This window comes from Streptomyces sp. NPDC002092 (assembly GCF_053593775.1).
Genome location: NZ_JBSFDG010000007.1, coordinates 51,991 through 76,073, shown reverse-complemented (window position 1 = coordinate 76,073; position 24,083 = coordinate 51,991). Strand labels below are relative to the sequence as shown.

At 71.1% G+C, this 24,083-nt stretch carries 23 protein-coding genes; 9 read left to right on the top strand and 14 right to left on the bottom strand.

The window, feature by feature from the left end; translation table 11 throughout:
- Window positions 1-83: 83 nt before the first annotated feature.
- Complete coding sequence (locus ACWCRD_RS17535; protein WP_450966706.1) at window positions 84-662, top strand: TetR/AcrR family transcriptional regulator; 579 nt, start codon at window positions 84-86, stop codon at window positions 660-662.
- Between the two features lie 418 nt (window positions 663-1,080).
- Here the strand turns inward: ACWCRD_RS17535 and ACWCRD_RS17530 are convergent, their stop codons facing one another.
- On the bottom strand, window positions 1,081-2,118 hold the full coding sequence (locus tag ACWCRD_RS17530) for a polysaccharide deacetylase family protein (protein WP_450966705.1): 1,038 nt from the start codon (window positions 2,116-2,118) through the stop codon (window positions 1,081-1,083).
- Between the two features lie 317 nt (window positions 2,119-2,435).
- Here ACWCRD_RS17530 and ACWCRD_RS17525 point away from each other — a divergent pair, with 317 nt between their 5' ends.
- Window positions 2,436-3,887: a putative glycoside hydrolase gene (locus ACWCRD_RS17525; RefSeq protein WP_450967013.1), complete on the top strand. Its 1,452-nt coding sequence runs from the start codon at window positions 2,436-2,438 to the stop codon at window positions 3,885-3,887.
- Window positions 3,888-3,912: 25 nt separating this feature from the next.
- Here ACWCRD_RS17525 and ACWCRD_RS17520 read toward each other — a convergent pair whose 3' ends face one another.
- A complete protein-coding gene (locus tag ACWCRD_RS17520; RefSeq protein WP_450967012.1) occupies window positions 3,913-4,917 on the bottom strand; it encodes a zinc-binding alcohol dehydrogenase family protein in 1,005 nt (334 codons plus the stop codon).
- A 162-nt stretch (window positions 4,918-5,079) separates the two neighbouring features.
- Here ACWCRD_RS17520 and ACWCRD_RS17515 point away from each other — a divergent pair, with 162 nt between their 5' ends.
- Entirely contained in the window at window positions 5,080-5,874 is a 795-nt protein-coding gene (locus ACWCRD_RS17515; protein WP_450966704.1) for a VOC family protein, read from the top strand.
- Between the two features lie 51 nt (window positions 5,875-5,925).
- Window positions 5,926-6,624, top strand: a complete 699-nt coding sequence (locus ACWCRD_RS17510) for a ribonuclease H family protein (protein WP_450966703.1) — start codon at window positions 5,926-5,928, stop codon at window positions 6,622-6,624.
- 41 nt (window positions 6,625-6,665) lie between these two features.
- On the opposite strand, the gene ACWCRD_RS17505 is transcribed toward ACWCRD_RS17510, so the two are convergent.
- The 3 genes from ACWCRD_RS17505 to melC1 form a co-directional block, all read right to left on the bottom strand.
- Complete coding sequence (locus tag ACWCRD_RS17505; RefSeq protein WP_450966702.1) at window positions 6,666-7,118, bottom strand: SRPBCC family protein; 453 nt, start codon at window positions 7,116-7,118, stop codon at window positions 6,666-6,668.
- 83 nt (window positions 7,119-7,201) lie between these two features.
- A complete protein-coding gene (gene melC2 / locus ACWCRD_RS17500) occupies window positions 7,202-8,026 on the bottom strand; it encodes a tyrosinase MelC2 (protein WP_450966701.1) in 825 nt (274 codons plus the stop codon).
- 34 nt (window positions 8,027-8,060) lie between these two features.
- A complete protein-coding gene (gene melC1, locus ACWCRD_RS17495; protein WP_450966700.1) occupies window positions 8,061-8,450 on the bottom strand; it encodes an apotyrosinase chaperone MelC1 in 390 nt (129 codons plus the stop codon).
- A gap of 406 nt (window positions 8,451-8,856) precedes the next feature.
- On the opposite strand from melC1, the gene ACWCRD_RS17490 reads away from it, so the two are divergent.
- Window positions 8,857-10,338 (top strand): MDR family MFS transporter, encoded by a 1,482-nt coding sequence (locus ACWCRD_RS17490; protein ID WP_450966699.1) that lies wholly within the window; start codon window positions 8,857-8,859, stop codon window positions 10,336-10,338.
- Window positions 10,335-10,940, top strand: a complete 606-nt coding sequence (locus ACWCRD_RS17485) for a TetR/AcrR family transcriptional regulator (protein WP_450966698.1) — start codon at window positions 10,335-10,337, stop codon at window positions 10,938-10,940. The genes ACWCRD_RS17490 and ACWCRD_RS17485 overlap by 4 nt, the downstream gene beginning before the upstream one ends.
- A 30-nt stretch (window positions 10,941-10,970) precedes the next feature.
- Here the strand turns inward: ACWCRD_RS17485 and ACWCRD_RS17480 are convergent, their stop codons facing one another.
- On the bottom strand, window positions 10,971-12,704 hold the full coding sequence (locus ACWCRD_RS17480) for a cholesterol oxidase substrate-binding domain-containing protein (protein WP_450966697.1): 1,734 nt from the start codon (window positions 12,702-12,704) through the stop codon (window positions 10,971-10,973).
- 136 nt (window positions 12,705-12,840) lie between these two features.
- On the opposite strand from ACWCRD_RS17480, the gene ACWCRD_RS17475 reads away from it, so the two are divergent.
- Window positions 12,841-13,824 (top strand): aldo/keto reductase, encoded by a 984-nt coding sequence (locus tag ACWCRD_RS17475; protein ID WP_450966696.1) that lies wholly within the window; start codon window positions 12,841-12,843, stop codon window positions 13,822-13,824.
- A 14-nt stretch (window positions 13,825-13,838) separates the two neighbouring features.
- Here ACWCRD_RS17475 and ACWCRD_RS17470 read toward each other — a convergent pair whose 3' ends face one another.
- Window positions 13,839-14,183 carry a hypothetical protein gene (locus tag ACWCRD_RS17470; protein WP_450966695.1) on the bottom strand — a complete coding sequence of 115 codons (345 nt, stop codon included), beginning with the start codon at window positions 14,181-14,183 and terminating at the stop codon, window positions 13,839-13,841.
- A gap of 160 nt (window positions 14,184-14,343) precedes the next feature.
- On the opposite strand from ACWCRD_RS17470, the gene ACWCRD_RS17465 reads away from it, so the two are divergent.
- The gene (locus tag ACWCRD_RS17465) at window positions 14,344-14,841 is read left to right on the top strand and encodes a DUF6328 family protein (RefSeq protein ID WP_450966694.1); all 498 of its coding nucleotides are present in this window, start codon (window positions 14,344-14,346) and stop codon (window positions 14,839-14,841) included.
- On the opposite strand, the gene ACWCRD_RS17460 is transcribed toward ACWCRD_RS17465, so the two are convergent.
- The 3 genes from ACWCRD_RS17460 to ACWCRD_RS17450 all read right to left on the bottom strand — a co-directional run bounded on the left by ACWCRD_RS17460 (window position 14,765) and on the right by ACWCRD_RS17450 (window position 17,636).
- A complete protein-coding gene (locus tag ACWCRD_RS17460; protein ID WP_450966693.1) occupies window positions 14,765-15,472 on the bottom strand; it encodes a DUF2238 domain-containing protein in 708 nt (235 codons plus the stop codon). The genes ACWCRD_RS17465 and ACWCRD_RS17460 overlap by 77 nt on opposite strands.
- A 91-nt stretch (window positions 15,473-15,563) precedes the next feature.
- Window positions 15,564-16,580 carry a hypothetical protein gene (locus ACWCRD_RS17455; RefSeq protein WP_450966692.1) on the bottom strand — a complete coding sequence of 339 codons (1,017 nt, stop codon included), beginning with the start codon at window positions 16,578-16,580 and terminating at the stop codon, window positions 15,564-15,566.
- 84 nt (window positions 16,581-16,664) lie between these two features.
- The gene (locus tag ACWCRD_RS17450; RefSeq protein ID WP_450966691.1) at window positions 16,665-17,636 is read right to left on the bottom strand and encodes an LLM class F420-dependent oxidoreductase; all 972 of its coding nucleotides are present in this window, start codon (window positions 17,634-17,636) and stop codon (window positions 16,665-16,667) included.
- A 75-nt stretch (window positions 17,637-17,711) separates the two neighbouring features.
- On the opposite strand from ACWCRD_RS17450, the gene ACWCRD_RS17445 reads away from it, so the two are divergent.
- Window positions 17,712-19,157, top strand: a complete 1,446-nt coding sequence (locus tag ACWCRD_RS17445; RefSeq protein ID WP_450966690.1) for a serine hydrolase domain-containing protein — start codon at window positions 17,712-17,714, stop codon at window positions 19,155-19,157.
- Here the strand turns inward: ACWCRD_RS17445 and ACWCRD_RS17440 are convergent.
- From ACWCRD_RS17440 to ACWCRD_RS17425, 4 genes are all read right to left on the bottom strand, one after another.
- Window positions 19,149-20,774 (bottom strand): serine/threonine protein kinase, encoded by a 1,626-nt coding sequence (locus tag ACWCRD_RS17440; RefSeq protein WP_450967011.1) that lies wholly within the window; start codon window positions 20,772-20,774, stop codon window positions 19,149-19,151. The two genes, ACWCRD_RS17445 and ACWCRD_RS17440, sit on opposite strands and share 9 nt — an antisense overlap.
- Window positions 20,775-20,883: 109 nt before the next feature.
- Window positions 20,884-21,843 (bottom strand): threonine/serine dehydratase, encoded by a 960-nt coding sequence (locus ACWCRD_RS17435; RefSeq protein WP_450966689.1) that lies wholly within the window; start codon window positions 21,841-21,843, stop codon window positions 20,884-20,886.
- A gap of 143 nt (window positions 21,844-21,986) precedes the next feature.
- The gene (locus tag ACWCRD_RS17430) at window positions 21,987-23,024 is read right to left on the bottom strand and encodes a polyprenyl synthetase family protein (RefSeq protein ID WP_450966688.1); all 1,038 of its coding nucleotides are present in this window, start codon (window positions 23,022-23,024) and stop codon (window positions 21,987-21,989) included.
- A complete protein-coding gene (locus ACWCRD_RS17425) occupies window positions 23,021-24,061 on the bottom strand; it encodes a tetratricopeptide repeat protein (RefSeq protein ID WP_450966687.1) in 1,041 nt (346 codons plus the stop codon). Before ACWCRD_RS17425 ends, ACWCRD_RS17430 begins: the two co-directional genes overlap by 4 nt.
- Window positions 24,062-24,083 lie beyond the last annotated feature (22 nt).

The following is a 24,083-nucleotide window of genomic DNA, read 5'->3' as shown; positions in this document are numbered from 1 at the left end:
AGCATCAGTTAATCGGTTACCCGTAGCGTTCACGTATCCTCTACGGAGAGCGAAGATGTGAGCCGACGAGACGGGAGACAGACATGGGCCGAGCACTGCGGGCGGATGCCGAGCGCAGTGTGCGCGCGATTCTGGAGGCGGCCGAGAAGGTCCTCGCCCAGGACGCCGGAGCCTCCATGGAGCAGATCGCCGAGGCCGCGGGGTTGACCAGGATCACGGTGCATCGACGATTCGCGAACAGGCAGGCACTCCTGGAAGCCCTCGCCGTCTCCGCGAAGCAGCAGCTCATCGAAGCCATCGAGGAGGCCCGCCCCGACGCCGCTCCCGCACTCGTCACCCTGTACCGGGTGACCGCGAACGTGCTGCGGGTCAAGAGCACCTGGCGCTTCACCCTCAGCCACGCCACGCCTCACACCGAAGCCGCCGCCGCCCTGTGGAGCGAGATCGACGCCCACACCCTGCAACTCCTGGCCCGTGCCCAACGTGAGGGACTCCTCGCCCCGGACACGGATCTGGAATGGACGCGGCAGGTGTACTACGCCCTGCTGAGCGAAGCCCTCAACCGACCCGACGCGGCCCAGGACCCCGCCGCACAGGACCCGGACACGCTGGCCACACTCGTCATCGACACACTCCTGTACGGCGCAGGGCCACACGACTGAGCCCCGGCTGCTCGGCCGGGCGACCCCGACGCCTCCCGACAACGCGGGCAGTACGGGGAAGCGGCCCCCGTGGCGTCGTCACCGGAGAAGCGGACAATGGACGGTTCAAACGGACCTGAATGGGCCCAGGCCGGGGCGTGGTCGGGACGGTTCGACTGCGGGCGGGCAGGGGACGACGATGGCGCCGCTCCGCGGCGTGGCCTTCGAAGGTGAGCCGGCGGATGGTCTCCTCGTACAGGGTGAGGGTCCGGCGCAGCGCGGTGTTCTCGTGCCTTTGCCCCGGCGAAGGTGCTCTTCCTTCGTCTCGTCGGCCTTCTGCCGGTCCGTGCGTCTCGGCTCGGGGCGCGGGGTCCGGGGCCTGAGGTGGGTGTCGGTCACGTCATACCCTGCCTGAGGGCGGCCGGCGGAGCCCCGAAGTTCAGTACGGCCGGGCGGTCTGCCGGTGAGCCGGGGCGAGGCGGGTCGCCTCGGACCTGGGGAAGCTGATCTTCTTCGGGTCTCCGTCCGAGGTGTAACGCCTGACCGTTCCGTCGCGGAGATTGTCCAGCCAGACCGTCGAGGTGAACTGGGCTTCCGGGCCGGTCGCCGCCTGGGAGCGAATGCGCGGGATGGCGCCCGGGTCGAAGGCGGTGGAGAAGGGGGAAGGGGCGGGGCCGGCCCCCACCAGGTAGACACCCTGATGCCGGTAGTGCACACCGTCGGCGGTTCCCTGCAGCGCCAGTTGCCGGGAGTGGGGCATCGAACCGTTGGGAAGTGCCATCGACACCACCGGCAAGCCGGGCACGGCTTGGGTGATCGCCCTCTGGTTGTCGGCGATCGCCTTCTGGGAGGTGTCGTCGTCCACCGTTCCCAGCGCGGTGTGCCGCAGGGTGTGGTTGCCGACCTCGAAATCGTGTTTGACGAGCCAGTCCAACGACTTTCGGCCGCCTGGCTCGCCGAACGGATCGGCGTTGACGAAGAAAGTGGCCACGGGGCGGAATCCGGGGTACTCCCGGGCGACGTCCAGCAGGATGTCCGCCGCGGTGCCGGAGGCGGGCCGGCCATCCGCGTCCAGACGGAATTGCGTGGCCGTCGAGTCGTCGAAGGTCAGCACCACGGGGTGGGTGCCCGCGGGAATGTCAATCTGCCCACTGCTGAATTCCCGTGCGGTCACAGGTACGTATCTCTCCCGTGCCAGCCGTTCCAGCTCGGCGCGGAAATCCTGCGGCGTGCGGTCGTACACACTCCTGGGCTCGGCCACCAGTTGGTGGTACATCAGCACCGGCACCGCACCGAGCTCGTCGGCCTGCACCGCCGCCGGGTCCGCAGCCGTGGCCTGCCCGCCGACCTTGCGCGCCTGTACCGACGGTCCGTCCTGGCGTCCTTGTGGCGGGGACGGGGCTGCCGAGCAGGCGGTGGCCAGCAGGATGACCGATGCGACGACGACCGCGCCGCCGCTTCGGTGGGATGGGCGCATGATGCCTCCGGATGTGAACGAGATGCTCCCCGCCGCTTCCAAGCCTCGGACAACACCGTGACGCACACCCCGGCACGATGGGCCGAATGCATGATTACCCGCTCGAAACATCTCGGGTGGACGGCGTGGCGGCTATGTCATAGCGCAAGGAACCCTCTTTCGAGAACGGCAGAGTGAACATGCGCGGAAAACGACTCCGAACGCGATTCACCGTCATAGCCATTTCCCTGCTGGTCCCGGTCTGCGCGGCGGTAGGGGCCTTCGCGATTCAGGCCTCCTCCAGCCGGCTCCAGGTCGAAGGGCTCAGCAGCAAGGGAGTGTTGGGCCGAGCCGACGTCCGCAATCCGCGCCTTGCCGTCACAGCCGAGGAAGGGGCCGACCTGGCCGGGCTGGAGGTGCGGCTCGACGGCAACCCGGTGCACACCCACCAGGCCGGCGGCCGCCTCATACTCGACATCCCCTCGTTCGCCGAGGGGAAGCACGAACTGACGGCCACCTCACGCAGTGGCCTGCCGTTCCTGGACGACATGTCCCGGACGTTCACCGTGGACACCACCGCCCCGAAACTGAGGCTGTCACCCACCCGAGCCACCGGGCCCGGCGCACCGGTGACGGTACGCGGCCGGGTCGAGGACGCCAGTCAGGTGAAGGTCTCCATAGCCGGTGCGCCCGTGACCGTCGGCGACGACGGCACCTTCTCCCGCCGGTTCGAAAAGCCCCCCGCCCGGATCGAGGTGGCGGCCACGGACGCGGCCGGCAACGTCACCCGCGAGCACGTGAACGCGGTCGTGCCCTATCCCCTCACCCGGGCCGCTCACCTGACCGCCATCGGCTGGTCCGCAACCGAGGTCCGCAACCCGGTTCTCCAACTCGTCAAAGACAAGAAGCTCAACGCCGTCGAGCTCGACATCAAGGACGAGAACGGCGAGGTCGGCTACGACTCCTCCGTTCCGCTGGCCCGCGAGATCGGGGCCGTGAAGAACCGCTACGACGCACACGAGGTGATCGAGACCCTGCACGGCATGGGAGCCCGCGTCATCGGCCGCATCGTCGCCTTCCGGGACCCCATCCTGGCCGAGGCATCCCACCGCCAGGGCAAGGACCACCGCCTGGTCCAGGCCCCTGACGGCAGCCCGTACGACGGCGGCCACTACGGCACGCTCTCGTTCACCAACTTCGCCGATCCCGAGGTCCGCCGGTACAACATCGCCCTGGCCACCGAAGCGGCCGAGCTGGGCTTCGACGACATCCTGTACGACTACGTGCGCCGCCCCGACGGGAAGCTCTCCACCATGCGTTTCCCCGGCCTGGGCGACCGGACCCCCGAACAGTCCATCGCCGATTTCGTCGCCGACACCCAGCGCCGCATCCAGCCCGAAGGCAAGTACCTCGGGGTCTCGGTGTTCGGCATCGCCGCCACCCGGCCCACCGAGATCGCCCAGGACATCCCCGCCCTGGCCCAACACGCCGACTACATCGCTCCCATGGTCTACCCCTCGCACTGGGCCGCCGGTGAGTACGGGGTCGCCCATCCGAACGACAGCCCGTACGAGATCGTCGACCGGTCGCTGGCCGACTTCGCCAAGCAGGTCAAGGGCACCAGGGCCGCGATCGTCCCCTGGCTCCAGGACTTCTCCCTGGGCGTCCACTACGGCCCCACCGAAGTCGCCGACCAGATCAGAGCGGCGGCCGGGGACGGCATGAACTCCTTCCTGCTCTGGAACGCAGGAGCCACGTATCAAGAGGCGGCGCTGACGACCCTGCGATGACAAGAACCTGGATCCCAGCAGTGGGTCACAGGTCGTTGACCAGTACGGCCGCCCCGTCGAAGCGCCCGGCCTTGAGGTCCCGCAGGGCCTCGTCGGCCCGTGTCAGGGGATAGGTGTGGGTGGTGGCGCGAATGCCGTGGCGGGCGGCCAGGGCCAGGAACTCGCGGGCGTCCTCGCGGGTGTTCGAGGTGACGCTACGTATCTGTTTCTCGTAGAACAGATCGGTCTCGTAGTGCAGGGGTGGTGTGTCGCTGAGGTGGATGCCGGCGATCGAGAGGGTGCCGCCGCGGTCCAGGGCCCGCAGCACGACCGGTACCAGGTCGCCGACCGGTGCGAACAGGATCGCGCTGTCCAGTGGCTCGGGCGGCATGGCGTACGCGTCCTGCGCGGAGGTGGCGCCCAGGCCGAGCGCGAGCTGCCGCGCCGCCGCGCCGCGGGTCATCACGTGCACGGTGGCGCCCTCGGCCAGTGCGAGCTGCGCACACAGGTGGGCGCTGCCCCCGAACCCGTACAGCCCCAGCCGTCCGCCCGGCGGCAGCGCCGCCCGCCGCAGCGCGCGGTAGCCGATGATCCCCGCGCACAGCAGCGGCGCGAGCGCCACGTCGTCGACGGCCTCCGGCAGGCGGTGGGCGTACGCGGCAGGCACGGTCGTGTACTCGGCGTAGCCGCCGTCCGCGTCCCAGCCGGTGTACCGCGAGGACGGGCAGAGGTTCTCGGCCCCGCGCGCGCAGTACCCGCAGGTGCCGTCCGTGCGCCGCAGCCACGCCACCCCCACCCGGCCCCCGGTGGTGAAGCCGGTGACCCCCGCCCCGGATCCGGCCACCACGCCCACGACCTCGTGGCCGGGCGTCACGCCCTGCCGGTGCACCGGCAGATCCCCCTCGCTGACATGCACATCGGTGCGGCACACCCCGCAGGCGCGCACCCGCACGAGGAGCTCGTCGTCACCGGGTACCGGTACCGGTTTCTCCACGAGCCGCAGACCCTTCTCCTCGACCGGTCCCGGTGTCACCACCGACCACGCACGCATCGTCCCGTCCGCCATTCCGCACCCCGTCCGCCGCGTCGAATGTGGGCCGAGGCCCTGCCCGTCCAGTCTGAAACGGACCCCGGCGTTCGGCGCGCGCTTCACCGCATGCATGACTAGCGTGAGGAAACGGACCATCCGCCGATTCGGGAGAGAGCCGCAGCCATGGCCGTACAACCTGAGGGAACCCCCTGTTGGGCCGATGCGATGTTCGGCGACGTCGAGGGAGCGAAGAGCTTCTACGGTGACGTCCTCGGCTGGACCTTCGGCGAGGCGTCGTCGGAGTACGGCAACTACACCCAGGCCTATGCGGACGGCAAGGCGGTCGCCGCCGTCGTACCGCCGATGCCCGGCCAGGAGGCCCAGTCGCAGTGGTGCCTCTACTTCGCCTCACCGGACGCCGCCGCCACCGCCGCCAGGATCCGTGAGAACGGCGGCGAGGTGCTGATGGAGCCCATGCAGGTCGGCGAGTTCGGCACCATGTGCATCGCCCGCGAGCCCAGCGGCGCCGTCTTCGGCCTGTGGCAGGGCGGCACCCACGAGGGCTTCGAGGCGACCGCCGTGCCGGGTGCCTACGGCTGGGCCGAGGTCTTCACCCGCGAACCAGAGAAGGCCGACGCGTTCTTCAGCGCGGTCTTCCCGTACACGGCGCAGCAGATCGTCGACGACAATGTCGACTTCCGCATGTTCAACCTCGGCGACAACACGGTCCTCGGCCGGATGAAGATGGGCGAGGAGTTCCCGCCCGAGGTGCCGTCCTACATCAATCTGTACTTCGTCGTCCCCGACTGCGACGACGCGGTCGCCAAGGCCACCAAGCTCGGTGGCGTCCTGCGCTTCGGGCCGATGGACAGCCCCTACGGCCGGTTCGCGGCGATCAGCGACCCGCAGGGCGCGAGCTTCTCGGTGATCGACATCACCAGGACCGAGGGAGAGGTGCCCAAGACGAAGGACGTCTAGGACGTACGAGGGTCTCCCCGGCGGTGGTCGAGGTCCCTGTGCGCCCGTGGCATGATCGAGGCCATGCGTGAACGTGTGGTGGCCGCGTGCGACGGGGCTTCGAAGGGAAATCCGGGACCGGCGGGCTGGGCATGGGTGGTCTCCGACGACTCCGCGACCCCGGCCCGCTGGGAGGCGGGGCCGCTGGGCACGGCAACCAACAACGTCGCCGAACTCACCGCCCTGGAGCGCCTGTTGGCGGCGACCGACCCGGGTGTCCCGCTCGAGGTCCGCATGGACTCCCAGTACGCCATGAAGGCCGTCACCACCTGGCTGCCCGGCTGGAAGCGCAACGGCTGGAAGACCTCCGCCGGCAAGCCGGTCGCCAACCAGGAACTGGTCGTGCGCATCGACGCACTGCTGGACGGTCGCACGGTCGAATTCCGCTACGTGCCCGCCCACCAGGTCGACGGCGATCCGCTCAACGACTTCGCCGACCGCGCCGCCAGCCAGGCCGCCAAGGTCCAGGAGCCCGCCGGCAGCGACCTCGGTTCACCGGCGCCGCCGCCCTCACCGGACACCCCGAAGGCGAGCGCCCCGCGCCGGAAGCCTGCCGCTTCCCGGCAGCGTACGGGCTCGTCGTCCCGCACCATCAAGGCGAAGTTCCCGGGCCGCTGCCTGTGCGGCCGTTCCTACGCGGCTGGTGAGCCCATCGCCAAGAACGGGCAGGGCTGGGGGCACCCGGAGTGCCGTACGGCGGAGGCCGGTTAGGGCCGGGGCCGTACGGCACACCGTTCAAGGCCGGGCGCAGGTCAGGTGACCACGCCGCGCCACTCGCCGGTCTCCTGGCCGCGCGCCTCGATGAACTTCTTGAAGCGTTCCAGGTCCCCCTTGGTCTGCCGCTTCACGAAGCCGAGCTTGTCGCCGACCTGTTCGGTGATGCTGTCCGGATGGAAGTCCATCTGCAGCATGACCTTGGTGTGGTGGTCGTCGAGGCGGTGGAACGTCACCGCCCCGGCCTGCCGGGCCTGACCCGCGACGGTCGTCCAGGCGACCCGCTCGTCCGGGATCTGCTCGGTGATCTCCGCGTCGAACTCGCGGTGCACGCCGTTGACGCTGGTCACCCAGTGCGTGAGCGTGTCGGTGCGCTGTTCGATGCGGTCCACGCCGTTCATGAACTCGGGGAACGTCTCGAACTGAGTCCACTGGTTGTAGGCGGTGTGCACCGGGACGCCGACCTCGATGGATTCCTCGACCTGCGACACGGGTGAACCCCTCCTTCGCTCTACATCGGTTGCGTCCGGCGCGGGTACCCCTGACCTGCGGAGCAAACCGCCGGGCTGGGCCGTCAGTCGGTGTCGAAGGTGTAGTGGGCGGTGTGGTCCAGCAGATCGGCGGGCCGTACGTCGTTCCACGGCTTCATCGTCTCGTCGAGGTCGACCACGTCCGGTGTTTGGGCGGTCGGCAGATAGCCGGAGCCGGGGTGGCGCCGCTGCCACTCGGCCCACAGCTTGTCGATGTAGGCGTGATGGAGCCAGAACACGGGGTCGTTGGGGGAGGCCCCGGTGGCCATGTGCCCGCCGACCCACACATGGACCCGGTTGTGCAGGTTCACGCCGCGCCAGCCCTCCAGGTGGTTGCGGAAGCCGTCCGAGGCGCTGTTCCACGGTGGCATGTCGTATATCTCTGTGGACAGCACCGACTCGACCTCGGTCCGGGTGGGCAACTCCCGTACGTTCGCCCCCAGTTGGCGACGCAGGAACGCACGGCCGTCGACCCGCACGTTGATCGGCCAGTTGCCCGCGGACGCGGCGAACGGGCCGTCCATCACCTGGCCGTCACGGGCGCGCCCGGTGCCGCCGAGGAAGTCCGGTGCCCACAGCGAGGAACGCGGTGAGCGGTCGGTGCTCCAGTCCCAGTAGGGCAGCGCGACCGACGCGTCCACCGACTGCAGTGCGCTCTCGAAGTCCAGCAGGAATCTTCGGTGCCAGGGCAGGAAGGACGGTGAACGGTGGCCGGTGCGTTCGCCGTTGTCGGTGTCGCCGAGAATGAAGGCGTTGTGGGTGGTGACGAAGGCGTCGTAGCGGCCGCTGCGCTTGAGTGCGACGACGGCGGCGACGAAGCGCCGCTTCTCTTCGGCGGTCAGGCTCGCCTGGTTCTTGCGGACGGTCATGCTGAGGGTGCTCCCAAGGTGCTTGCGGGACGGTTCAGTTGGCGGGCATGGGCATGGGCATGGGCATGGGGATGAGCCGGGCGCCCTGCAGCTCGTCGACGGCGGCACGTGCAGCCGCGTGCGGCGTGGGCACGGGGGCGTAGTGGCTGACGACGCTGATCCAGGTGCTGTCGGCGTTCTGCATCACGTGCAGTTCGACCCCGTCGACGAGGACGGTGTAACCCATGCCGTGGTGGTGACCGCCCCCGGAGGCCGGCCGCCCCTGTATCCGGCGGCCCTTGTAGACCTCGTCGAAGGGCTCGGGGGAGCCGGGGTGCTGGTGGTCCGCGGCGGTCGCGGCAGGCGCGGTGGCGGTGTGGGCGGCGGCCGCCGCGGTGAGGGCGGCCGCCGCGGTGAGCGCGCGGCGTCGGGTCAGGGTCGGCATACGGGATCTCCGGGGTGCGTTCGGTTGACGACCGGGAATGCCTATCGGCCCCGCCGAGAGCAGGAGAAATCCGTCGAGCGTGGTTGGCTGCGATCAGGACAATTGCCGACATGTTGTACAGGACTGAACGAAGATGATCTTGCCGTGCGAGGTGCCCCGCGCCACCCGGAAGGGGAAATTCTTCTCGTCGCCCCCGGTGTTCCGGGTGGTCCTTGGCGGGCGAGAGTGCCGTCAGTGGCCTGCCTCACCTCGGGAAGCTGACGCGATCCGGTCGCCCGACCCGCTCACCCGCACCAACGGCACCCTCCGTCGCGGGACCGGCGTCCCTCTTGGGTGAATGGCAATTCACCGGCTAAGGTGAATTGATATTCACCCGTACTTTCGATGCATCGTCGCTGGAGTGCCGATGGACCAGCCAGGCCCGATACCCCGAACCTCCGGAAGAGGAGCCCTGCGTGACCGGCTCACGATTCCGGTGCTGGCGTTCGGCGGCATCCTCATGGCCGTCATGCAGACCGTCGTCGTACCGCTCCTGCCCGATCTGCCGCGGCTGACGGGCTCCTCCGCGGGGACGGTCTCCTGGATGGTCACGGCGACCCTGCTGTCCGGCGCCGTGCTCACTCCGGTGCTCGGCCGGGCCGGCGACATGTACGGCAAGCGCAAGGTGCTGGCCTCGGCCCTCGTCCTGATGACCGTCGGCTCGGTGATGTGCGCCCTGTCGTCCGACATCGTCGTCCTCATCGCGGCCCGCGCCCTGCAGGGCGCCGCCGCCTCCGTGGTGCCGTTGTCGATCAGCATCCTGCGCGACGAGCTGCCGCCGGAGCGTCGTGGCTCCGCGGTGGCGCTGATGAGCTCCACCGTCGGCATCGGCGCCGCTCTGGGCCTGCCGCTGGCCGCGCTGGTCGTGCAGTACGCCGACTGGCACACCATGTTCTGGCTGACCAGCGCACTCGGCGCACTCGGTGTGACGGCGGTGTGGTGGGCGGTCAAGGAGTCGCCCGTGCGGCAGCCCGGCCGCTTCGACATACCGGGCGCACTGGGTCTGGCCGCAGGGCTGGTGTGCCTGCTGCTGGGTGTCTCGCAGGGCGGGCAGTGGGGGTGGGGGAGCGCGCGGGTCGTCGGCCTCTTCCTCGGCGCCGTCGTCGTACTGGCCCTGTGGTGGTGGCAGCAGCTGCGCACCGAACTTCCGCTGGTCGACCTGCGGCTGGTGTCCAGGCCGCGCGTGGGCCTGTCGCACGTGGCCGCGCTGCTCACCGGGTTCGCCTTCTACGCCAACTCCCTGGTGACCGCCCAGCTCGTGCAGGCGCCCAAGGCCACCGGGTACGGACTCGGGCTGTCGATCGTGCAGACCGGCCTGTGTCTGCTGCCCGGCGGCGTCACCATGCTGCTGTTCTCGCCCGTCTCGGCCCGGATCTCCGCGGCCCGCGGCCCCCGTATCACCCTCGCCCTCGGGGCGGCGGTCATCGCCTGCGGCTACGCGGTGCGCATCGCCAACAGCCGCGACCTCTGGATGATCATCCTGGGGGCGACGGTGGTGGCCACCGGCACCACCCTCGCCTACTCGGCCCTGCCCACCCTGATCCTGCGCGCCGTGCCAGCCGAGCAGACCGCCTCCGCCAACGGCGTCAACGTCCTGATGCGCACCATCGGCCAGGCCGTCTCCAGCGCCGCCGTCGCCGCCGTACTGGTCCACCACACCAGCCTGGTCGGCTCAGCCCCCGTGCCCACCCTGCACGGCTATCTGCTCGCCTTCGGCATCGCCGGCGCGGTCGCCCTGACGGCCAGTGCCGCAGCCCTCACCATCCCCGGCGACGCGACGAAGAGCGGGACGCCCCGGGCCCGCGGGCGGACCCGGGATCCCCACGACGAGGCGCTGGAGGGAGCATGAGTGCCGTGAGCACTCCCCCCACCACCTCCGCTCCCGCCCGCCGGGACGCCGAGGCGACCAGGACGGCCATCCTCAAGGCGGCCCGCCACCTGCTGGCCCGCCACGCCCACGCCGACATCACGCTCAAGGCGGTCGCCGAACGGGCCGGTGTCAGCGCGCCGTTGATCCTGAAGTACTTCGGCAACAAGGACGCCCTCTTCGCCCGCGTCATGTCCTTCGAGACCGACGCCGAGGCACTGCTCGACGCGCCGCTGGACGAGCTCGGCCGGCACATGGTCCGCCATGTGCTGGTCAGCCAGTCGCAGCAGGGCGCCGACCCGCTCCTGCGGATCGTGTTCGCGCCCCTGCACGGCGCACAGGGCGACATCCTGCGGACCAACTTCCGCACCCAGGTCACCGACCGCCTCACCGAACGCCTCGACGGCCCCGAAGCGGGCCTGCGCGCCGAGCTGGCCGTCGCGAACCTGCTGGGCCTCGGGGTGATGTACGGCATCGCGCGCGGCACCCATGTGCGGGGCGCCGCGCTGGAGGAGGTCGTGGCCCGCTGCGCACCCGCGCTGCAGGCGCACCTCACACCGGGCGGAGGAACCCCGCGGCCGTAGCCCCCGGCCGCACCACAAGAACGGCACCGCTCAACGCAGCAACCGGTCCAGGAACCCGTTGCCGAACACGCGGTGCGGGTCGAGCCGGTCCAGGATGCCGGCCGCCTGCCCCCAGGACGCCTCGCCCAGCGACGCGGGCACCGTCGTGCCCAGCACCCCCTCGTCGCTCCAGGCGGCCTCGTCCGTGTAGGCCCAGCCCTTGGACCACTCGACCCGGGTGAGCGCGTGCTCCCCGTCGTACGTGCGCAGCAGGAACTGTTCGAGCTCACGCAGGAAGGCCTCCGCGTACGGTGTGCCCGGCAGCGTCAGGACGTCCAGCCACACCGCCGTGTCCCACTCGGGGTGCGTGTCGCTGCGCCGCAGCGCCGACAGCAACGGGGCCCGGGCACCGTCCAGTTCGGCATCGGCCGGGTCGTCCAGGCCGGTCACCCGGATCTCCACCGAACCGTTCACCGGGAAGCGGCCCAGCGCCGCGTACGCGGCGAGCCGCTCCTGGTAGAAGGATGTGAACTCGGCGACCACACGCTGTACTTGGGCCCGCGTGGTGAGCACGGCGTAGCCGTTCGCTGTCACCCGCAGCGTCGTCGGCCTGATGTAGAGCAGGGTGTTCTTCGACGGCCCCCAGATGTCCGCCGACAGCGTCGCCACCAGCCCGAGAGCCGCCACGTCGTACTGCGCGTTGCCCAGCACCGGAGCCAGGTACCAGGCCGCGTCCGAGGTCATCCGCCCGACCAGGTCCGCCACCACGGTCGGGACGTTGTCGGAGAACGGATAGTTGTACGGCGATGTCACATGCCGCGAGGTGAGCGGCCGCGTCGGCGCCACGCTCCACACCTTGAACCAGGGGAACTCGGTGAAGGCGAACCAGATCGCCTCCACCCGCCCCGACGTGTCGAGGTAACTCGCGAGGGTGCGCCCCGCGGAGCCGGGCGCCGCAAAGAGCTCGGCGGCCGGGATGTCCGTACGGCTCACACACCGCAGATTGACGTTCGCGCCCACCCGCAGCACGACCTCCGTCACCAGCGCACGGCCCAGATGGGTGAGCAGCGCGGCACAGTCCGCCTCGTCGCGCTCGTACGTCCGCAGCACATACGCTCCGGAGCTCTCGTCCCACACGACCGCCGTCAGCGACAGCACCAGATTGCTGAGCGAGCCGTACGTGTGCCCGGGCAGCCGCCGCTCGCCCTGCGCCGGTACGGCGGTGCCGTGCGCGTCGACGGCGAGCGCACCGCCCAGGGTGAGATCACCGGGAGCGGGCGCGGCGGTGACCCCCAGACCGTGCGCCTCCAGATAGGTGAGCAGGCCCTCCATCGTGACGCCGGTGCCGGCGCGCACCGCGGTCGCCGAGTGCAGGGACAGGCCGGCGAGATGAGGGGCGGTGTCCACGAGGAGAACGCGCGCGTCCGAGGCGGTGCCCTCGGTGATCGTCAGCGGCGACCAGCCGTGCGCGGAACCCCGGGCGCGCACCCTCCAGCCGTGCCGCCAGGCCCAGTTGACGACCTCGACCACCTGATCCGCGTCGGCCGGAGCACAGGCCCACAGTCCGTCCGCGGTGATCTCACCGACCCAGTTGCGGTACGCCGAGCGGTACAGGGCGACTTCCGCCGGGAAGTCCGGCAGCTCCTGCGCGGCGACCGCCGGATCGGCCGCGATCAGCACGGGGACGGCGGCCAGCGCGGCCGCGCCCGCAAGGAAGCCGCGGCGGCTCAACGACGAGTTCTCCGACGACCCGGACGATAAGTTGCTCGCTGAACAATCAGTCACGGGTTCACGCTAGGGGCCCGTGGACACGTGCAGGATTTCTGTCCAATGCCATCACTCGTCCGAGTGAATGTTTCACAGGTGGCGCTCCGGAGCGGTCGGTTCCGTGCCCGGGCGTGACCAATGACAGACTGACGCCATGGACGAGCGCACATTCGGTAGGTCGGGTCAGCACGCATCCGTCGTCGGTCTGGGCACATGGCAGCTGGGCGCCGACTGGGGAGACGTCGACGACAAGGAAGCCCTGGCGGTGCTGGAGGCTGCGGCCGAGTCGGGGGTGACCTTCTTCGACACCGCCGACGTGTACGGCGACGGGCGCAGCGAGCAGACCGTCGCCGCGTTCCTCAGCGGCAGGCCGGACCTGCATGTGCTGGTCGCCACGAAGATGGGCCGCCGCGTCGAGCAGATCCCCGAGAACTACGTCCTCGAGAACTTCCGTGCCTGGAACGACCGTTCACGGCGCAACCTCGGCGTCGACCGCATCGACCTCGTACAACTGCACTGCCCGCCCACGCCCGTGTACTCCACGGACGAGGTGTTCGACGCCCTGGACACCCTGGTCGAGGAGGAGCGCATCGCGGCCTACGGGGTCAGCGTGGAGACCTGCGCGGAGGCGCTGACCGCGATCGCCCGGCCGAACGTGGCGAGCGTCCAGATCATCCTCAACGCGTTCCGTATGAAGCCGCTGCGCGAGGTCCTCCCGGCCGCGCAGGAGGCCGGCGTCGGCATCATCGCCCGGGTCCCGCTCGCCTCCGGTCTGCTGTCGGGCAAGTACACCAAGGACACCGTCTTCCCCGCCAACGACCACCGCACCTACAACCGGCACGGCGAGTCGTTCGACGTAGGCGAGACCTTCTCCGGCGTCGACTACACCACGGGCGTCGAGGCGGCCGCCGAGTTCTCCGCGCTCGCGCCCGAGGGCTACACCCCGGCCCAGCTCGCGCTGCGCTGGATCGTGCAGCAGCCCGGCGTGACCACCGTGATCCCCGGCGCCCGCTCACCCGAGCAGGCCCGCGCCAACGCGGCCGCCGCCAAGCTCCCGCCGCTCACGGACGAGACACTCACCGCCATCCGCGACCTCTACGACCGCCGGATCAAGGACCAGGTGGAAGCCCGCTGGTAACCGAGGCGATCGGCTCACGGCTCCAGGAGCAGCTGCCACTCCTGCTCCTGGTCGCCGGAGACCGAGCCCTGGTCCTGGGCCGTGAAGGCGTGCGTGAGCGTCTCACGCGCCTGCGCCACCGCCATGGGGGAACCCTGCACGGTGAGCGTCACCGCCCCGGACAGATGGCCGGCGGGACCGGGCTGGGGCGGCCGGCCTGCCGGATCGTGGTCGAACCTCGCCGTGTGGACGGTGACCTCGTCGTCGGCGGGAAGCTCCTCCTTCGGCATTCCGAAGGCGGGCTCCAGGACCCGCACGACCGCGCGTGCGTCCGCGGCGGTGCCGCCGCTGACGGTGACCGTGAGCTCGCTGCCGGACATGGTCGTCGGACTCCTCGGGTGGTCGTCGTACGCCATGCGCTCCGTGTAACCGACTGTTGATCGCCCAAACAGGGTCCGATCGCGCACGGCCCGGTCAATCCCGCGCGAACAGGGAACCCGGGTCAGGTAGACATCCGGGGCGATCGAGCCGGGAGGAACCTTGCCGGCCACAAACAGCAGAGCAGAACTGAACGAGTGGGGGCGGCACGAGACCGAGGAGGAGAGGGCCGACCGGAAGTGGGGTGAGCTGATCCAGGAGGTCAGGGTCGCCCAGACCGGGGTGCAGATCCTGTTCGGTTTCCTGCTCACCGTGGTGTTCCAGCAGAAGTACGACTCGCTGGCACACACCGACAAGACCATCTACATCGTGACCGTGGTGCTGGGCGCCGCCGCGACCGGAGCGCTGATCGGGCCGGTCTCCCTGCACCGCCTGGTGTCCGGGCGGCGGGTCAAGCCGCAGGCAGTGGAATGGGCCTCCCGGATGACCTTCGTCGGTCTGGCGCTCCTGCTCGCCACCATGACCTCCTCGCTGCTGCTGATCCTGCGGGTCGCCACCCACAACGGCGCCGTGACCTGGCTCGTCATGGCAGTGGTCGCGTGGTACGCGCTGTGCTGGTACGCGGTGCCGCTGTGGGCCCGGCGTCGCCATACGGAGTGACACCCAGGTCGTCGAGCTGCCGGTCGTGCAGGCGGGAGAGCACCAGCACGGACACCGTGGCGCCGATGAGCGCGCAGAACACGTCCCACTGCGTGTCCCACACATCGCCCTGCGTGGCCAGGAAGGCGTCCGCGGAATGCCCGCCGGTCACCGCGGCCAGCCACTCCAGCATCTCGAAGACGGCACTGAACGCGAGGCACGCGCACACGGTCAGCGGCGCCAGCCAGCGGCTGCCGCGCAACGGTGAGGTTCGGCTGAGCAACTCCCGTACCAGGACCGCCGGTACGAAGCCCTGCATCAGGTGGCCGAAACGGTCGTACGGGCTGCGGGCAAGGCCGAAGGTGTCCCGAACCCAGTCGCCCAGCGGCACCTGCGCGTAGGTGTAGTGGCCGCCCACCGCCAGGACCAGCGCATGGGCGGCCAACAGGCAACACAGCAGGTTCGTCAGCGGGAAGCGGCGCCAGGTCAGCAACACCAGCGGCAGTCCGGCCAGCACCCACACCGTCTCCAGGAACCAGGTGGTGCGATCGCGCGCACGCCAGGCCGAGGCGGCCAGTCCCACGGCCACGGCGGCGGCCAGCAGGGCGGGCAGCCGCCGTCGCGGGGCGGCGGAGTGCAGGACAGCAGTCATGGGGGCTCCTCCTCATGGAAGCCCCCATGCCGGCCGAGCGGGTGGGCGAGGGCATGAGTACGGCTGCTCAGCCCCGCCCGGGCCCTGATCCTCAGCCCTTGTCGCCGCGCAGCGCACTCAGGCACATCACGATGGCCTGCTGGAGCTCCTCCAGGCGCTGGACCATGTCGTCCTCGACGAAGTCCTGCACATCGTCGAAGGTCAGCTCCTCGAACGCCTTCGTCGCCTTCTGCAGGCTGCTGTAGAACTTCGTCCGCCGCTCCTGCACACGCAGTTCGGGGTCGGCCTCCACGGCCTCGGCGACGAGGGACTTCATCGTGTCGTAGGCCTCGCCGGCCCACTGGCCGGTGTCCTCGTCGTCCTCGAGCTCGTCGATGAGCGACAGGTGCCGCTCGGCCTCCTGACGCAGGTCGACCGGCGCGTCGATGGTCTGCCCCGCGGGGGTTTTGACCTGCCCCGACTCGGCGATCTGACGCACATAGCCGATCCGGTCGGCGGCCCGGCTCTCGGTGGCGACGGCCTTCTTCAGGTCGTCGGTGCGCACCACGTCCCGCGCCAACTCGGCCTGCAGCTCCGGGTCCTCACGGACCCGGTCGAGCAGCGCCTGCCGGGCCGCCCGGGCGGTGGAGGGGTCGGCGAGGATCGCGGCGCGCAGGGCGGTGGGGTTCTCCGCGACCTCCAGCGCCTTCGTCGGCCGGATGCCCTCCGCCTCGGCGGCCTGAGCGATGGCGGTGCCGCGCTCGGAGGTCGCGCTGTTGCGGGAGACGTAGTAGCCCAGCCACACGTCCGCGTCCGGCAACTCCACCTCCTGGCCCGGCGCGAGCGCCTCGAAGTGCGGAACCATGCCGTCGTCGGCGGCCCGGTCCCAGGCCTTGTAGTACCGCATGACGCGCTCGGGGGAGCACCCGGCCAGCTCCGCGAACTCCTTCGCGGACACCTTCGGCGTCTCCTCCGCGCCCTGCCCACCGGGCCGTACACTGCGCGCCACCATCAGGCCGAAGGCCCATCCTCCGGTCCGCGCGTACACGCCGAACTCGCGCGCGTCCCGCGCGACGAGGTCGGACAGCGGGGCGGGGGACGACTCGGACGGGACGATCGCTAGGGTCACGGACGACTCTCCTGTGCAAAGCTGGTCGGACTGCAAAAGTGCAGACCGGCAGCCTATCCGGACCCGTCCGCCGGGCTTTCGCGATCAGCCGAAGGCGTCCCGCAGCGCCGGCAGCAGCGTCTTCTCCGCCCAGTCCAGATACGCCGGCTGGGACTCGCCGCCGATCTGCACCAGCGCGACCTCCCCGAAGCCGGCCTCGGCGTACGGACGTACGGCCTCGACGAAGTCGTCCGGGTTGTCGCCGCAGGGGATCGACGAGGCGACGTCGTCATGGGTGACGAACTGGGTCGCCGACTCGAACGCGTCCGGGTGCGGCAGCTCGGAGTTGACCTTCCAGCCGTTGCCGAACCAGCGGAACTGCGCGTGCGCGCGCTTGACCGCCGTGTCCCGGTCAGGGTCGTAGCAGACGGGCAGCTGGCCCACGCGCGGCTTGCCCGCACCGCCGTGCTCGTCGAACGCCGTCAGCAGGCCCGCCTTGGGCTCGGTGGCGATGACCAGGTCGGCGAGCCTGCCCGCGAGGGTGCAGGACTGCTCGCCGGAGACGGCGATGCCGATGGGCGGCGGTTCGTCCGGCAGGTCCCACAGCCGGGCCGACTCCACGTCGAAGTGCGTGCCGCGGTGGTTGACATGGCCGCCCTTGAAGAGCGCCCGGATGATCTCCACCGCCTCCTCCAGCATCTCGTGGCGCACGTCGACGGACGGCCAACCGCCGCCCACCACATGCTCGTTGAGGTTCTCGCCGGAGCCCAGTCCCAGCCGGAAGCGGCCCTCGGACAGCAACTGCATCGTGGCCGCCTTCTGCGCCACCACCGCCGGGTGGTAGCGGACGCTCGGACATGTCACATACGTCATCAGCGGAATGCGCGAGGTCGCCTGCGCCGCCGCGCCCAGCACGCTCCACGCATACGGCGAGTGGCCCTGCGAGCGCAGCCAGGGGAAGTAGTGGTCCGAGGTCACGGAGAAGTCGTAGCCGGCGCCCTCGGCCCGCACCAGATGGTCGACGAGGTCACGGGGGCCGGCCTGCTCGGTCATCATCGTGTATCCGATTTGCACCATGTCCGCCGAGTCCCCGGTACACGCAGCGGAAAACAGCCCTCGATCTCGCCGCCGCTCAGCGGGGAGGATGCCCTCATGAGCGCTCGCCCGCTGCCCGTCGGCAGCCCCGCCGCCCAAGGTGTCGACGCCGTCGGCGTCCACGCCTTCCTCGACGCCCTCGAAGCCGCTGCGGACATCGAACCGCACAGTCTGATGATCATGCGGCACGGCCGGCTGGTGACCTCCGGCTGGTGGGCGCCGTACACCCGTGAGCGACCGCACCTGCTGTACTCCCTCAGCAAGAGCTTCACGGCGACGGCCGCCGGGATCGCCGCCGGCGCCGGGCTGCTGCGCTTCGACGACCCGGTGATCTCGTACTTTCCCGAGTTCGACGCCGCCATCACCGATCCGCGCAGCCGCGCGATGCTGGTACGGCACGTGGCCTCGATGGCCAGCGGGCACGAGGCGGAGACCCTCGACCGGGCGCTCGCCACCGACCGCGCGGACCTGGTGCGCGGCTTCCTGCTGCTGCCGCCCGAGCGGGAGCCGGGGACCGTCTTCGCTTACAACCAGCCCACCACCTACACCCTCGCCGCGATCGTGCAGCGCGTCACGGGTCAGTCCCTGACCGCGTATCTGCGCCCGCGGCTGCTGGACCCGCTCGGCGTGGGCGAGACGGCCTGGCTGCGCGACCGGGCCGGCCGCGAACTGGGCTTCAGCGGGCTGCACGCCACCACCGACGCCGTCGCCCGGCTGGGCCAGCTGTATCTGCAGGACGGGGTGTGGGAGGGACGGCGCCTGCTGCCCGAGGGGTGGGTGGCCGAGGCCACGCGCCCGCACATCGGCAACGGCGACGGTACGGCTGCGGGGGCGCTGCCGGACTGGCAGCAGGGCTACGGCTTCCAGTTCTGGACCTCCCGGCACGGCTACCGCGGTGACGGCGCGTACGGGCAGTTCTGCCTGGTGCTGCCCGAGCACGACGCCGTGATCGCGACGACGGCGGCGACCGAGCAGATGCAGCAGGTGCTCGATCTTGTCTGGCAGCACCTGCTGCCCGCCTTCGGCCCCGCACCGCTGCCGGGCCGCGCGCACGAGGACACGGCCCTGCGGGAGCGGCTGACGCGGCTCGCGCTGCCCCCGGCCGCAGGAAAGCCCGCACCGCCGGAGCAGCCGCAGGACTGGGCGGGCGCCGAGTTCACCCCGTACGGCGGCCTCTGTCCGGATCAGCCGAAGCTGACCGGGGCCGGGGTGACGAGGAGTGCGGAGGGCTGGGCCCTGCGCCTCACCGAGGACGGGCACGGACTCGGCCTGCTGATCGGGGAGGGCGACTGGACCGTCACCGACGAGCCGCTGCCCACCGCCGTGAGCGGTGGATGGACCGACGCGGACACCCTCGCCGTGGACGTCGTGTTCCTGGAGACGCCGCACCGGCTGACCGTCACGTGCTCGCTGCCGGAGCGCACCTTCACAGCGCGATGGCACACCACTCCGCTGCACAGCCCCCCGCTGCGTGCGCTGTGCGCGCCCCGGACCTCAGCCTGACGTCACCCGGAAGGTCCGCAGGAAGGTGTCCAGCGCCTGCCGGTCGGCGGCGTCGTTCCAGTCGGCGGCCGGAGTCGTCCAGCGCAGTGAGAAGCCGCGGCCGCCGCCGAGCAGGAAACCCCGCCCGAAGGTGCGCACCCGCGTGCCGTCGGCCTCCGACAGCCACTCCATGTCGGCGGCCTTGTGGCCCTGGTACGTCGTGGCCTTGATCTCGCCGATCCGCTGGAAGCCGTCGTCCTTCTCCAGCCGGGGCTCGACGTCGTCGCGCCAGACAGCGACCGGGTCGGGGCCCACAACGGTGCTGTAGGTGACCGCGAGGGTACGGGGATCGCCGTCCGCGCCGAAGGTCACGCGGGTCGAAAGGTCGCCGACCCGCGAGGTGTTCACCCGTTTCCAGTCCTTGGGGAGGGCGACGGCGAAGCCCTCGGGTGCGGTGTAGCGGTGGAAACCCGGCGGCAGCGCGCCGGCCGACGCGGAGGACGAGGGGGAGGGCGCGGATGTCGTCGGTGATGCGGTCGGCGTGGGCGGTGCGGACGGGCTGGGGTTCCTGCCGTCGGTGCGGCTGTCCGGCGGCGCGGCGGACGCGGTGGCGGAGACCGCCGGCTGGGGTGCGGTGTCCGTCGAGGACGTGCCGGCGCCCGGCAGTTGATCGGTGGCGGCCAGCACGGCGGCCGTCACGGTCAGCACGGCCAGTGCGGTCCCGATGGCCATGGTGCGTCTGCTCCAGCCGGGGGCGGCATGGCAGGCGGCGGTGTACACCCCGCGCAGCCGGGGCCGCGCCACGGTGGCCGAGAGCGTGTCGGGGTCCTCGGTCAGGACGCGGGTGAGGGCCTCGCGGACCACGGGGCGGGTCAGTCGCTCCCTGGAATTCTTGCGGAGCAGCCCCTGCACGGTGGGGGTGAGGGGCCCGGCGTGCACCGGGGTGCGCAGCGGAAGCCGGTCCACGCCCTTCAAGGTGGCCTCGGGCCGGTCCCGGTCCCGGAACGGAGGACGTCCCTCGACCATCGTGTAGAGGATCGCCCCCAGCGCCCACAGGTCGGCCGCCGGCCCGATGCGCTCGTCACGGGCCTGCTCGGGGGAGGCGTACGACGGTGCGGAGAGCCTTGGTGCGAGGGTCGCGCCGGCCAGGCCGAAGCCGGTGACCACGATCCCGCCCCGCTCCTGCACATAGACCTGGCCGGGGCTGAGTTCGCCGTGGGTGATGCCCTCGCCGTGCGCCGCCTCCAGCACCTCGAGCAGCTCCAGCCCGATACGGGCCGCCCGCACATAGTTGAACGTGCCCTGCTGGGCGACGAGTTCGCTCAGGGGCGTCCCGTCGATCCATTCGGTCACGGTCCACAGCGTGCCGTCCTGCTCCACGGCGTCGACGACCGTCGCGACCGCGCCGGGGCACATCAGCCCCATGGTCTCGGACATGCGGATGACACGGGCGGTCGCCCGGGGCGCGGCCTCGGCGTCCGGGTCGTCCGGGAGCGCGATCTGGGTGAGGAGATAGGCCCGTCCGACGTTGACGTCCTTGCCGTACCAGCAGATGCGGTTCGTCTCCTGGTGGACGACATCGACGAGCCGGTACCTTCCGGCGACCAACTCGTGCGTGAAGACATGCGCCTTGACCATGGCCATCCCTCGTCGTACCCCTGGCTCTCACCTTTCACAGAGGTACGGGGAGCGCGACGGTATGTGTTCAAAGGATCCACAAATCATCGGCGCCCATGGGCCCGGCAACTCAGCGCAGCCCGAAGCGTTCCGCCCACCCCATGACATCGGCGGTCGTCGCGTTGCCCCCGCACACGACCAGCCCCAGCCGTGCGCCCTCACCGACCCGCTGCAGGACCTGCCGGGCCGCGGGCAGCAGACAGCCGGCCGCGGGCTCGGCCCACACCTTGGCATGGTCGGCGAGGTCGAGCGTGCCCTGCACGGCCTCCCGGTCCGGCACCACGAGAACCTCGTGGACCAGCGCGGACACATGGTCGTAGGTCAACTGCGAGACGGAGGGTGCGCTGAGCGTGCTCACGACGGACGACAGGGCGACCGGCACCGGGCCGCCCGCCGCCAGCGCCTTTGACATGGCCTGGGCCCCCTCGGTCTCCACGCCCCAGATCCGCACCCCGGGCCGCCGGTTGCGCAGCGCGGCCGCGACACCGGAGATCAGTCCGCCGCCCCCGATGCTGACGAGTACATCGGTGACGTCACCCGCGTCGGCGGCGAACTCCAGCCCGACGGTGCCCTGCCCGGCCACGACCACCGGGTCGTCGAAGGGGTGGACCAGCGTCAGCCCTTCCTCCTGCAACCGCTTCACCAGGGCGAACGCCTCGTCCATCGCGTCCGTCAGCCGCAGCGATGCTCCCGCCGCCTCGGCGATCTCGATCGCGCGCGCGGGTGCCGAGCGCGGCATGACCACCGTGGCCTTCACATCGAGGGCGGCGGCCATGACCGCGACGGCGATCCCGTGGTTGCCACCGCTGACCGCCACGACTCCGGCGGCCCGCTCGCCGGCACTCAGCGACAGCAGCTTCGCCGTAGCCCCGCGGACCTTGAACGAACCGGTGCGCTGCAGCAGTTCCAGCTTGACGGTGACCGGAACTCCGAGCAGCGCGGCCAGTCCCGGGCTCGGCAGCGTCGGCGTGCGCACGACCTGCCCGGCGATGCGCTCGGCCACGGCTTCGACCTCGGAGATCCCGATCAAGACAGTCACCCTTCCCGGCACGGGGGAGACGAGGGCCCGTACCCCTTCGCACCCTGACGCCGGAGACGGCTCAGGTCAAACGCTTTCGCCGCTCATGGCGGGCGAAGGGCGACGGCGCCCCGCAGGCAGGCGCCGCCACCGCCTCAGAGGTCCCGCCGCACCAGATACTCCAGCAAGGAGCGCAACTCCTCCACCGGCCGTGCAGGCAGGGCCACATCGGCCAGAGCTGCCTCCACCGCGGCAATGCGCGCATGCGCCTCGGCCAGCGCCTCCGTCCGACCGCCCAGCGTCTCGATCAGCGTGGCCGCCTCCGAGGGGTCCCCGTCAGCATCCAGAAGCGCGGCGAGTCGGCGGGACGCCGGGGCCCCGGAGTCGAGTGCGGCCAGCACGGGGAACGTCTTCTTGCGTTCCCGCAGATCGCCATGCACGGGCTTTCCGGTGAGCGCTGGGTCACCCCAGATGCCCAGGACGTCGTCGACGACCTGGAAGGCGATCCCCAGGTGCCGCCCGGCCCGCTTGAGAGCGTCGACCACCGAAGGCGCCGCGCCGCCGAGCAGGGCACCGAGTGCGGCGGCGCAGCCGAGCAGTGCGCCCGTCTTGTACTCGGCCATCGCCCGGTACTCCTTCGGCCGCACCCGCTGCGGCCCCCTCCACGGGCGCGCGGCGAACAGCAGGTCGTCCGCCTGGCCGCGCACCAGGTCACCCAGCGCCACCGACAGCACCCGCACCGCCTGCGGCCCGCCCGGTGCCGCGGCGAGGGTCTCGACGGCCAGCGCGAACAGGGCATCTCCCGCGAGGACGGCGGGCCCGGTGCCGTACGCCTTCCAGACGGTGGGCCGGCGCCGCCGGGCCGCGTCGCCGTCCATGATGTCGTCGTGCAGGAGGGAGAAGGTGTGCACCAGCTCCACGGCGACCGCCGCGGGCACCCCGGCCCGCCCCTCCGCGCCGGCGGCCTCGGCTCCGAGCACGGCCAGCGCCTGCCGCACGCCCTTCCCGCCGGAGGCACCGGTCGGCTTACCGCCCACCTCGCACCAGCCGAAGGAGTAGGCGGCCATCTCACCCACCCACGGATGCATGCGCCCCACGGCCTCCACCAACGCGGGCCGTACCAACTCGCGGCAGCGGACGAGGACTTGGGGTGGCTCGGCCGGTGCCCGCAGCGTCGAGGGAAGCGCCGTCACCGTACGGCCTCCGCGGCCACGCCGAACTCCTGCTGCGCCCGCGCCACCATCTCCCGCGCGTGCCGCAGCCCGATCCGCTCCAACTCGCCCGCCAGCTCCGCGAGGTCGGCTGCCGTCTCGGCGCGGTCGCGGCCCAGCCGGGCCAGGGACTTGGCCAGGCCCAGCCGCGCCAGCGCCTGCCCGCGCGGCTCGCTCATCGCACGGAACTCCGCAAGAGCCTGCTCGTACAGGTCCCGGGCCTCGGCCCAGCGCCCCGCCCGGTACAGGACGTTGCCGCGCATCTTGTGGTTGTAGGCCAGCGCACTGGACAGCTTCATCGCCCGGCAGCTCGTCTCCGCCTCGGACAGCAGCGCCAGCGCCCGCTCGGCGTTCCCGTCCCGCACGGACACGATGTCGGCGAGCCCACGCAGCGCCCAGGCGTGGCCGCGCCGGTCGTCGGCGCGCGCGGCTATCTCGGCCGCCTCCTCGAACAGCGCGTACGCGGTGTCGTACTCACCCGTGTTGCGGTGGATCTGCGCGATGCCCTCCAGCGCCCACACAGTGTGCCGCGCCTCGCCACGCCGCCGCGCCTCCGCCAGCAGCTGCTCGTGCAGCCTGCGGACGGCCTGGTAGTCGCCCTGGATGCGGCCGGTCTCGGCGAGTCCCGCGAGGGAGTAACCGCGTACGACGACGTCACCGCCGCGTTCGCCGAGTTCCGCCGCGAGCCCCAGCAGCCGCCGGGCCAGCGGGAAGGCGCCCCGCTGCCGGGCCAGGGTGCCGCCGCTCCACAGCGCCCACGCCATCGCCGCCGTGTCCCCGGCCGCGCGGGCCGCACGGTAGCTCGCCTTCCACGCCCGGTCGGCGTCCCCCACCTGCCCCAGCCGGCGGTGCGCCTCGGCCACCGCGAGGCCGGAACGGGCCACCTCCCCGTGCCGCCCGGCCCGCTCGGCCGCTTTTAACTCCCGTGTGCCGGCGGCCAGTACATCGGTCAGCGAGGAGTTCACGGAGAGGGTGTTCAGGGCGCCCTGGTATTCCGGGGCGAATGCCTTGCCGTACATGAATCCCTTTCGATGGCCGGTA

Excerpts from the sequence above, each read along its gene's own strand:
- ACWCRD_RS17440 (WP_450967011.1), bottom strand. The coding sequence starts at position 20,774 with ATGGTCAAGGCGCATGTCTTCACGCACGAGTTGGTCGCCGGAAGGTAC.
- ACWCRD_RS17485 (WP_450966698.1), top strand. The coding sequence starts at position 10,335 with ATGAGTGCCGTGAGCACTCCCCCCACCACCTCCGCTCCCGCCCGCCGG.
- ACWCRD_RS17490 (WP_450966699.1), top strand. The coding sequence starts at position 8,857 with ATGGACCAGCCAGGCCCGATACCCCGAACCTCCGGAAGAGGAGCCCTG.
- ACWCRD_RS17445 (WP_450966690.1), top strand. The coding sequence starts at position 17,712 with ATGAGCGCTCGCCCGCTGCCCGTCGGCAGCCCCGCCGCCCAAGGTGTC.
- ACWCRD_RS17520 (WP_450967012.1), bottom strand. The coding sequence starts at position 4,917 with ATGCGTGCGTGGTCGGTGGTGACACCGGGACCGGTCGAGGAGAAGGGT.
- melC1 (WP_450966700.1), bottom strand. The coding sequence starts at position 8,450 with ATGCCGACCCTGACCCGACGCCGCGCGCTCACCGCGGCGGCCGCCCTC.
- ACWCRD_RS17425 (WP_450966687.1), bottom strand. The coding sequence starts at position 24,061 with ATGTACGGCAAGGCATTCGCCCCGGAATACCAGGGCGCCCTGAACACC.
- ACWCRD_RS17535 (WP_450966706.1), top strand. The coding sequence starts at position 84 with ATGGGCCGAGCACTGCGGGCGGATGCCGAGCGCAGTGTGCGCGCGATT.
- ACWCRD_RS17530 (WP_450966705.1), bottom strand. The coding sequence starts at position 2,118 with ATGCGCCCATCCCACCGAAGCGGCGGCGCGGTCGTCGTCGCATCGGTC.
- ACWCRD_RS17470 (WP_450966695.1), bottom strand. The coding sequence starts at position 14,183 with ATGTCCGGCAGCGAGCTCACGGTCACCGTCAGCGGCGGCACCGCCGCG.
- ACWCRD_RS17515 (WP_450966704.1), top strand. The coding sequence starts at position 5,080 with ATGGCCGTACAACCTGAGGGAACCCCCTGTTGGGCCGATGCGATGTTC.
- ACWCRD_RS17460 (WP_450966693.1), bottom strand. The coding sequence starts at position 15,472 with ATGACTGCTGTCCTGCACTCCGCCGCCCCGCGACGGCGGCTGCCCGCC.
- melC2 (WP_450966701.1), bottom strand. The coding sequence starts at position 8,026 with ATGACCGTCCGCAAGAACCAGGCGAGCCTGACCGCCGAAGAGAAGCGG.
- ACWCRD_RS17475 (WP_450966696.1), top strand. The coding sequence starts at position 12,841 with ATGGACGAGCGCACATTCGGTAGGTCGGGTCAGCACGCATCCGTCGTC.
- ACWCRD_RS17510 (WP_450966703.1), top strand. The coding sequence starts at position 5,926 with ATGATCGAGGCCATGCGTGAACGTGTGGTGGCCGCGTGCGACGGGGCT.
- ACWCRD_RS17450 (WP_450966691.1), bottom strand. The coding sequence starts at position 17,636 with ATGGTGCAAATCGGATACACGATGATGACCGAGCAGGCCGGCCCCCGT.